Raw genomic sequence first — 8,271 nt, forward strand, 5'->3', positions numbered from 1 at the left:
GCGAGGATCGCCTCAGGCCAGCCCGCGCACGCGTACCGGGTGGGACGGCTCGCACATGCCGTCCTCGCCTGCCCGGCCCTCCCGCTCCACCACGACCCCCCGACCGCCCTCCCAGCGGGCGACGTACCGCTCGATCTCGGGCGCCTCCCAGCCGTCGCCCGCATCCCGCACCACCAGCCCGCCGCCCGTCCGCCCCCGGGCCGGCGCCCACACCTCCAGCTCCGTCCCCCCGTCCTCCCCACGCACCGGTATGACGGCCCCCGCGCGCGCGAACACCGGCACGCGCCCGACAGGAGCGTCCACCACCACCCGCCCCGGCCCCGTGTACGCCGTCCCGGTCGCCGTGTCGTACCAGAGCCCCCGCGGCAGCCGCACCGCCCGCCGCTCCACACCCGGATCGAGCACCGGAGCCACCAGCAGGGAGTCGCCCAGCAAGAACGCGTCCTCGCAGTCCCGCAGCGCCCGGTCCCCGGGCGCCCCCCACCACAGGGGACGCACACAGGGCGCCCCGGTACGCCGCGCCAGATGCGCCAGCGTCACGAAGTACGGCAGCAGCCGGCGCCGCTCCGCGAGCACCACGCGCGCGTGCTCCAGCACCTCCGCGCCGAACTCCCACGCCTCACCCCCGGCCGGCCGGCCGCCCGCACGGGTACGCAACAGCGGCAGGTACGCGCCCAGCTGCAACCACCGCAGATACAGCTCCGCAGACGCAGTCCCCTCGACACCGCCCACATCGGACCCCGCGTACGGCACCCCGCACAGCCCGAGCCCCATGACCAGCGACAGCGACGCCCGCAGCCCCGCCCAGCTGCCGGCCACGCCCCCGCACCAGACGCCCCCGTAGCGCTGCAGGCCCACCCAGCCCGACCGCGAGACGACCAACGGCCGCTCCTCGGGCAGCAGCGCCCGCAACCCCTCGTAGCCCGCCCGGGCCATGCACAGGCCGTAGAGGTTGTGCGCCTCCCGATGATCGCCGCCCCGCCCCTCCAGGGCGTGCCGAGCCGACCGCGGCAACGTCGACTCCCCGAACGCGGTCAACGACGTCGGCTCGTTCATGTCGTGCCAGAACCCGGCGAACCCCCGCGCCAGCCGCTCCGCATACAGCCCTCCCCACCACGCACGCACACGCGCGTGCGTGAAGTCCGGGAACACCGCCTCACCCGGCGACGCCACCCCCTCGACGACCCGCCCCGAGGCGTCCCGCACGAACGCGTCCGCGGCCGCACCCCCGTCATGGACGGCGTCGCCCGCCGCCGCCTGCACCGCGGGACCGACCACCGACACCAGACGGATCCCGTCCCGGCGCAGCTCCTCGGCGAGCACCGGCAGCTTGGGGAAACGCTCCTCGTCGACCGTGAACACCCGCCGCCCGTCGAGGTGGCCCACGCCCAGGTGGACCGCGTCGAGCGGCAGGCGGTGCTCCACATGCCCCGCCACCACCCGCCGCACCTCCTGCTCGCCGCCGGAACCCGGCGTCATGCGATGGTGGCCGAACGCCCAGGCCGGCGGCACCGCGGGCGCCCCCGTGAGCGAAGCCCAGGCGAGCAGCACGCGCGCGGGAGTGCCCACCATCACCCAGCAGCGCAACGGACCGCCGTCCATCCGCAGCTCGCACACCCCGGGCCGGTCATGCCCCGAACCGGCCCCCTCCGCGCCCTCCCGCAGCACCACCGTGCCGTCCCACGACGAGTCGTGGAACGCCAGATGGCACCCCGCGTCCGCCACCACCAACTGCACCGGCATCGTCACGTTCAGCGGATCCTCACCGCGTCCGAACGCGCGACCGGGGTCGGTGTTCCACAGCCGGTACGTGCCCTCACGCAGACGCGGTCCGGACGCCCGGCCGCCCAGGCCGAAGAACCGCGCGTCCGCCGCCACCTCCGACCGCTGCATCCAGCGCCCCGGCCCGCCGTCCACCGGCTCCCACCAGCGCGGCGGCAGATCACGCCGCAGAGTCACCCCGCCCGGCGTGCACACCTCCACCGCCCCGTGCCGCGACACCACGACCGTCACCCGTTCGGCCACGACCCGCCAGCCGCCGTCCTTGTCCGGCTCCAGCTCCGCCCGGGGATCGGCCTGCGGGCAGCCCCCGGCCAGCGCGTACGACGGCTCCGGACCGGCCCCGTCCCAGCCCCAGAACACAGCCCCGTTCACCGCCACGTGAATCCGCAGCTCCGAGCGGCTGAACCGGATCGTCCCACCGCCCGGCCCCGGCACCGCCTCCACCACGTGCCCGGGCACCCGCGCCCGCTCGGCGCCCCGCGTCGGCAACCCGTCCGCGTCGGCGCGCCGCCTGCGCCACGCGGCCCGCACGGCGGCCAGCCCGTGGGCCGCCCCCACGGAACCGACCGCCTTCATCGAACGCACCAGGTCACGACCGTTCATGCTGCTCACCCTGTCACTGACCGCCCCATGCACAAGCCGCGTTCAACTGCCGTTCACCCGTGCTGAGAGCACATGTTCATGACCGGGACTGTGTGGGGCACACCCTGGTGCTGAAGTCGATCACATGGCATCGTCCGTGTCAGCCGCGTCACGCGCACACCCCAGCCCGTGCGCGGTCGACGCACACGACGCGCACACAGTCCCGGGAGCCGCCCCATGCCGACCGTGAACCCCGAGCCGCTCTGGCGGCCCGATCCGCAGCGCATCGACGAAGCACAGGTCACCCGCTTCCAGGCCTGGGCCGCCGAGCACCACGGAGCCCCCTCCGAAGGCGGCTACCCGGCCCTGCACCGCTGGTCCGTGGACGAGCTGGAGACCTTCTGGGAAGCCGTCACCCAGTGGTTCGACGTCCGTTTCTCCACCCCCTACACGCGCGTGCTCGGCGACCGCGCCATGCCCGGCGCCCAGTGGTTCCCCGGAGCGACCCTCAACTACGCCGAGCACGCCCTGCGCGCGAGCGCCACCCGAGCGGACGAACCCGCCCTCCTGCATGTCGACGAGACCCACGAACCCCGCCCGGTGACCTGGTCCGAGCTGCGCCGCCAGGTCGGCTCCCTCGCCGCCGAACTGCGCGCCCTCGGCGTCCGCCCAGGCGACCGGATCAGCGGCTACCTCCCCAACATCCCGCAAGCAGTCGTCGCCCTCCTCGCCACGGCCGCCGTCGGCGCTGTCTGGACCTCCTGCGCCCCCGACTTCGGCGCCCGCAGCGTCCTCGACCGCTTCCAGCAGGTCGAACCCGTCGTCCTGTTCACCGTCGACGGCTACCGCTACGGCGGCAAGGAGCACGACCGCCGCGACACCGTCGCCGAACTCCGCCGCGAACTGCCCACCCTGCGCGCCGTCGTCCACATCCCCCTCCTCGGCACCGACGCGCCCGAAGGAGCCCTGGAGTGGTCGTCCCTGACCGCCGGGGACACGGACCCCGTCTTCGAACAGGTGCCCTTCGACCACCCCCTGTGGGTGCTCTACTCCTCCGGTACCACCGGCCTGCCCAAGGCCATCGTCCAGTCGCAGGGCGGCATCCTCGTCGAACACCTCAAACAACTCGGCCTGCACTGCGACCTCGGCCCCGAGGACCGCTTCTTCTGGTACACCTCCACCGGCTGGATGATGTGGAACTTCCTCGTCTCCGGCCTCCTGACCGGCACCACCGTCGTCCTCTACGACGGCAGCCCCGGCCACCCCGACACCGCCGCCCAGTGGCGCATCGCCGAACGCACCCGCGCCACCCTCTACGGCACCTCCGCCGCCTACGTCATGGCCTGCCGCAAAGCCGGCGTCCACCCCGCCCGGGACTTCGGCCTCTCCACCGTCCGCTGCGTCGCCACCACCGGCTCCCCCCTCCCGCCCGACGGCTTCCGCTGGCTCCACGACGAGGTCCGGACCGACCTCTGGATCGCCTCCGTCAGCGGCGGCACGGACGTGTGCTCCTGCTTCGCCGGAGCCGTCCCCACCCTCCCCGTCCACACCGGCGAACTCCAGGCCCCCGGCCTCGGCACCGACCTCCAGTCCTGGGACCCCGCCGGCCGGCCCCTCGTCGACGAGGTCGGCGAACTCGTCGTCACGAACCCCATGCCGTCCATGCCCGTCCGCTTCTGGAACGACCCCGACGGCAGCCGCTACCACGACAGCTACTTCGACACCTACCCCGGCGTATGGCGCCACGGCGACTGGATCACCCTCACCTCACGCGGCTCCGTCGTCATCCACGGCCGTTCCGACTCCACCCTCAACCGCCAGGGCGTCCGCATGGGCTCCGCCGACATCTACGAAGCCGTCGAACGACTCCCCGAGATCAAGGAATCCCTGGTCATCGGCATCGAACAACCCGACGGCGGCTACTGGATGCCACTCTTCGTCCACCTCGCCCCCGGCGCAGTCCTCGACGACGCCCTCCTCGACCGCGTCAAGCGGACCATCCGCGAGCAGCTCTCCCCACGCCACATCCCCGACGAGATCATCGAGGTCCCCGGCATCCCGCACACCCTCACCGGAAAGCGCATCGAGGTCCCGGTCAAGCGCCTCCTCCAGGGCACCCCGCTCGACAAGGCGGTCAACCCCGGATCCATCGACGACCTCGACCTGCTGCACTTCTACGAGGACCTGGCCCGCAAGCGGGCCTGACGCCCGCACCCCCCCCGCGCAGGACCCGTTGTCAGTACCGTCGATTACTGTGAGTGAGCATTGATCGACTGTGCGCAACAGGGGGAACCATGGCACACACCGACCGCCAGACCATGCGACGCGTCCTGCGCCGCGAGATCGCCGGCACCATCGGCCTGCTCACCGACGACCACGACTTCCACGCCATGCGGCACTACCGCAGCTTCACCTTCGACGATCACGTCACCTACCTACGAGAAGTGGAGTCCCTCCTCAAAACCCGCGCCCTCCAAGGCATCCACACGACCGTCGCCCTCTTCGACCCCCAGGAGTACGCCGAGTTCTGCGCCGTCCAGGGCCTGGACCCCGACGTCCCGGCCCACCGCGGCCTCTTCACCGCGGAACTCGCCACCACCGGGCCCACCCTCCCCTACGAGGGCCAGCCCCTCGCCGACCTCGTCCCCGCCCTCGTCGACGAAGCCGTCCGCCAGGCGACCTGGGAGTACGCGGCAACCCTCCTGGCCCGCCTCGGAACCTGCGCCACCTGCGGCGAGGACCTCGGCCGGACCGCCTTCCACCGGGCCTCCGACCTGGTCGCCCGCATCCTCGACAGCGCGCCGCCGGGCGACCGGCACCTCGTCTGCAGCGTCACCGGGACACCCGAGACCCTCGTCGCCGCACTCCACGCCGACCGGACGACGCAGGGCTCCTCCCCGCTCGACGACGCGGAAGCCCTCGAATTCACCACCGTCCTCGCCGTCGGCCTGGCCACCCACAGCCCCGGCGGCCTCGTCATGCGCACCACCGCCCCAGGCGCCCCCGACCGCGTCTACGGCTGGCGCATGCGCGACAACGGACTCCAGCCCCTGACCGCCGGCGAGGTCTTCGACGCCTACTGCACCGACGCCGAGTCCGGCGACCTCATCGCCCCCGAGCCGGGCGTCGACTACTGCACACCGCCCGACCTCGGCGACCACGAGGACACCGGACGGCAGGGACCGACGCCGGACCACCACCACTGAGACACAGCAGGGGCGCTCCCCCCGAAGGCGGAGCGCCCCTCCTCACCGACGGCCCTGCCTGCTACTCGCCGGACAGCACGGCCTGCGCGGCGGCGCGCGCCTCCTCGGCACTGTCCGCCGCCCGGGCCGCAGCCGCGGCCCGCTCGCACTGAGCCACCGTGTACTTCGCCAGCGTCGCCCGCACATACGGAATCGACGCCGCCCCCATGGACAGGGAGGTGACACCCAGACCGGTCAGCACACAGGCCAGCAGCGGATCCGACGCGGCCTCACCGCAGACACCACAGCTCTTCCCCTCGGCCCTGGCCGCCTCAGCGGACAGCGCCACCAGGTCGAGCAGCGCGGGCTGCCACGGATCCTGCAGCCGGGAGACCGCACCCACCTGCCGGTCCGCGGCGAACGTGTACTGCGCGAGGTCGTTCGTCCCGAGCGACAGGAACTCGACCTCCTGCAGAACCGAACGCGCCCGCAGCGCGGCCGACGGGATCTCCACCATCGCGCCGAACTTCGCCCGCAGCCCCGCCTCACGGCACGCGTCCGCGAACGCCTTGGCGTCAGCACGGTCCGCCACCATCGGAGCCATCACCTCGAGGTAGACGGGCAGCCCCTCGGCAGCCTTCGCCAGCGCCGTCAGCTGCGTCCGCAGCACCTCCGGGTGGTCCAGCAGCGTCCGCAGACCGCGCACGCCCAGCGCCGGGTTCGGCTCGTCCGACGGAGTCAGGAAGTCCAGCGGTTTGTCCGCACCCGCGTCCAGCACGCGCACGACGACCCGGCCCTCAGGGAACGCCTCCAGCACCTGCCGGTAGGCCTCCACCTGCTTCTCCTCGGACGGCGCGTTCTTGCTGTCGTCCAAGAACAGGAACTCGGTGCGGAACAGGCCCACACCCTCCGCGCCCGCCTCGAGGGCGGCCGGCACGTCCGCCGGCCCACCGACGTTCGCCAGCAGCGGCACCTTGTGACCGTCCGCGGTCGCGCCCGGCCCCGTCGACGCCGCGAGCGCCGCCTTGCGCTCCGCCGCCGCGGCCTCCAGCCGCGCCTTCTTCTCCGCGCTCGGGTTCACGAAGATCTCACCCGTGCTGCCGTCTACGGCGATCATCGTCCCCTCGGCCAGCTCACCGGCCCCGGGCAGCGCCACCACGGCCGGCACCCCGAGGGCACGGGCCAGGATGGCGCTGTGGCTGGTCGGCCCGCCCTCCTCGGTGACGAAGCCGAGCACCAGCGTCGGGTCCAGCAGAGCGGTGTCCGCCGGCGCCAGGTCCCGGGCGACCAGGACATACGGCTCGTCGCTGTCCGGGACGCCCGGCATCGGCACGCCCAGCAGCCGGGCGACGATACGATTCCGCACGTCATCCAGGTCAGCCACCCGCCCGGCGAGGTACTCCCCGGCGCCGGCGAGCAGTTCCCGATAGGCGGCGAACGCGTCGTAGACGGCGCGCTCGGCGGTGCTGCCGACGGCGACGCGCCGGTCCACGTCCGCCATCAGCTCGGGGTCCTGAGCCATCATCGCCTGCGCCTCGAGCACGGCCTGGGCCTCACCGCCGGCCAGGTTGCCGCGCGCGATCAGATCGGCGGCGACTGCCTCCACGGCCTTGCGGGCACGCCCCTGTTCGCGCTCCGCGTCCTCCGTGGGGATCTGCTTGGCAGGCGGTTCAAGCACCGCCGTTCCCATGTGCCGTACCTCGCCGATGGCCACACCGTGGCTCACGCCGACGCCTCGCAGCGTTGTCTCCATCTCACCCGTCTCCGATAGTGCGGCGGGTCCCGCCGCCGCGATGGTTGTCCTACGTGGCCGGCGCCGTCATGGGGACGGCCTCGGCGTCAGTGCCGGGAGCCGGCGTCAGCGCCAGGAGAAGAGGACGTCGCCCGTCTTCACGTCGCCGTCCTCACGGAGGTCGGCCAGCGAGCCCGCCGTGGCTTCGAGCGCCACGACCGGGCACACCGCCGACTTGCCGGCCTCCTCGACCGCGGCCGGGTTCCAGCGCACGATGCCCTGCCCCCGCGTCACGGTGTCCCCCTTGTTCACAAGGAGTTCGAAGCCCTCGCCGTTGAGCTGCACGGTGTCGATGCCGAGGTGGGTGAGCACACCGTGCCCGTCGGCGTCGACCACGACGAAGGCGTGCGGGTGAAGGGAGACGATGACGCCGTCCACGGGTGCGACGGCCTCGGAAGGCTCGCGCACAGGGTCGATCGCCGTCCCCGGGCCGACCATGGCCCCGGAGAAGACCGGATCCGGCACCGACGCCAGTCCGATGGCGCGTCCTGCCAGAGGGGACGAGACGGTGGTCATGGGAAGCCTCCCAGGGGTGGAGATGTACAGGGGCCGTCATTGCCAGACCCGGACGGCGCACTGTCCAGCAGGGTATGTCACATGAACTACCGGTTCCGCATGACAGTGAGACGGTGGTCTAGACCAGTAGCCTACGGGATTTGCCCCGGCTCCGCCGCCCGCTGTACAGTCGTAGACCTGCCTGGGGGTGAGCGACGCCGACGAGCGCGCTCGACCGGGCGGCATCCAACTTGTCAGTGGGATCCCTACTTCGGATCATCTTCTGCATGCCTGCGGGAGAGTGGTCAGGGGGCCGGAAAAACCCTGATAGAGTCGGAAACGCAAGACCGAAGGGAAGCGCCCGGAGGAAAGCCACGAGAGAGTCTCTCGGGTGAGTACAAAGGAAGCGTCCGTTCCTTGAGAACTCAACAGCGT

General features: G+C 72.5%; 5 protein-coding genes. 2 read left to right on the plus strand and 3 right to left on the minus strand.

Features of this window, described 5'->3' with window-relative positions; translation table 11 throughout:
* Nucleotides 1-12: 12 nt before the first annotated feature.
* Nucleotides 13-2,385, minus strand: a complete 2,373-nt coding sequence (locus EV567_RS27145; protein ID WP_130444648.1) for a glycoside hydrolase family 31 protein — start codon at nt 2,383-2,385, stop codon at nt 13-15.
* A gap of 216 nt (nt 2,386-2,601) precedes the next feature.
* On the opposite strand from EV567_RS27145, the gene EV567_RS27150 reads away from it, so the two are divergent.
* Together EV567_RS27150 and EV567_RS27155 are read left to right on the plus strand one after the other, a co-directional pair.
* Entirely contained in the window at nt 2,602-4,569 is a 1,968-nt protein-coding gene (locus EV567_RS27150) for an acetoacetate--CoA ligase (RefSeq protein WP_130444650.1), read from the plus strand.
* 89 nt (nt 4,570-4,658) lie between these two features.
* A complete protein-coding gene (locus EV567_RS27155) occupies nt 4,659-5,570 on the plus strand; it encodes a hypothetical protein (protein ID WP_130444652.1) in 912 nt (303 codons plus the stop codon).
* 61 nt (nt 5,571-5,631) lie between these two features.
* Here the strand turns inward: EV567_RS27155 and ptsP are convergent, their stop codons facing one another.
* Nucleotides 5,632-7,302: a phosphoenolpyruvate--protein phosphotransferase gene (gene ptsP / locus EV567_RS27160; protein WP_130444654.1), complete on the minus strand. Its 1,671-nt coding sequence runs from the start codon at nt 7,300-7,302 to the stop codon at nt 5,632-5,634.
* Between the two features lie 105 nt (nt 7,303-7,407).
* Nucleotides 7,408-7,857, minus strand: coding sequence for a PTS glucose transporter subunit IIA (locus tag EV567_RS27165; protein WP_130444656.1), 450 nt, complete (start codon nt 7,855-7,857; stop codon nt 7,408-7,410).
* Nucleotides 7,858-8,271: the final 414 nt, after the last annotated feature.

The organism is Streptomyces sp. BK239 (genome assembly GCF_004217285.1).
GTDB lineage: Bacteria > Actinomycetota > Actinomycetes > Streptomycetales > Streptomycetaceae > Streptomyces.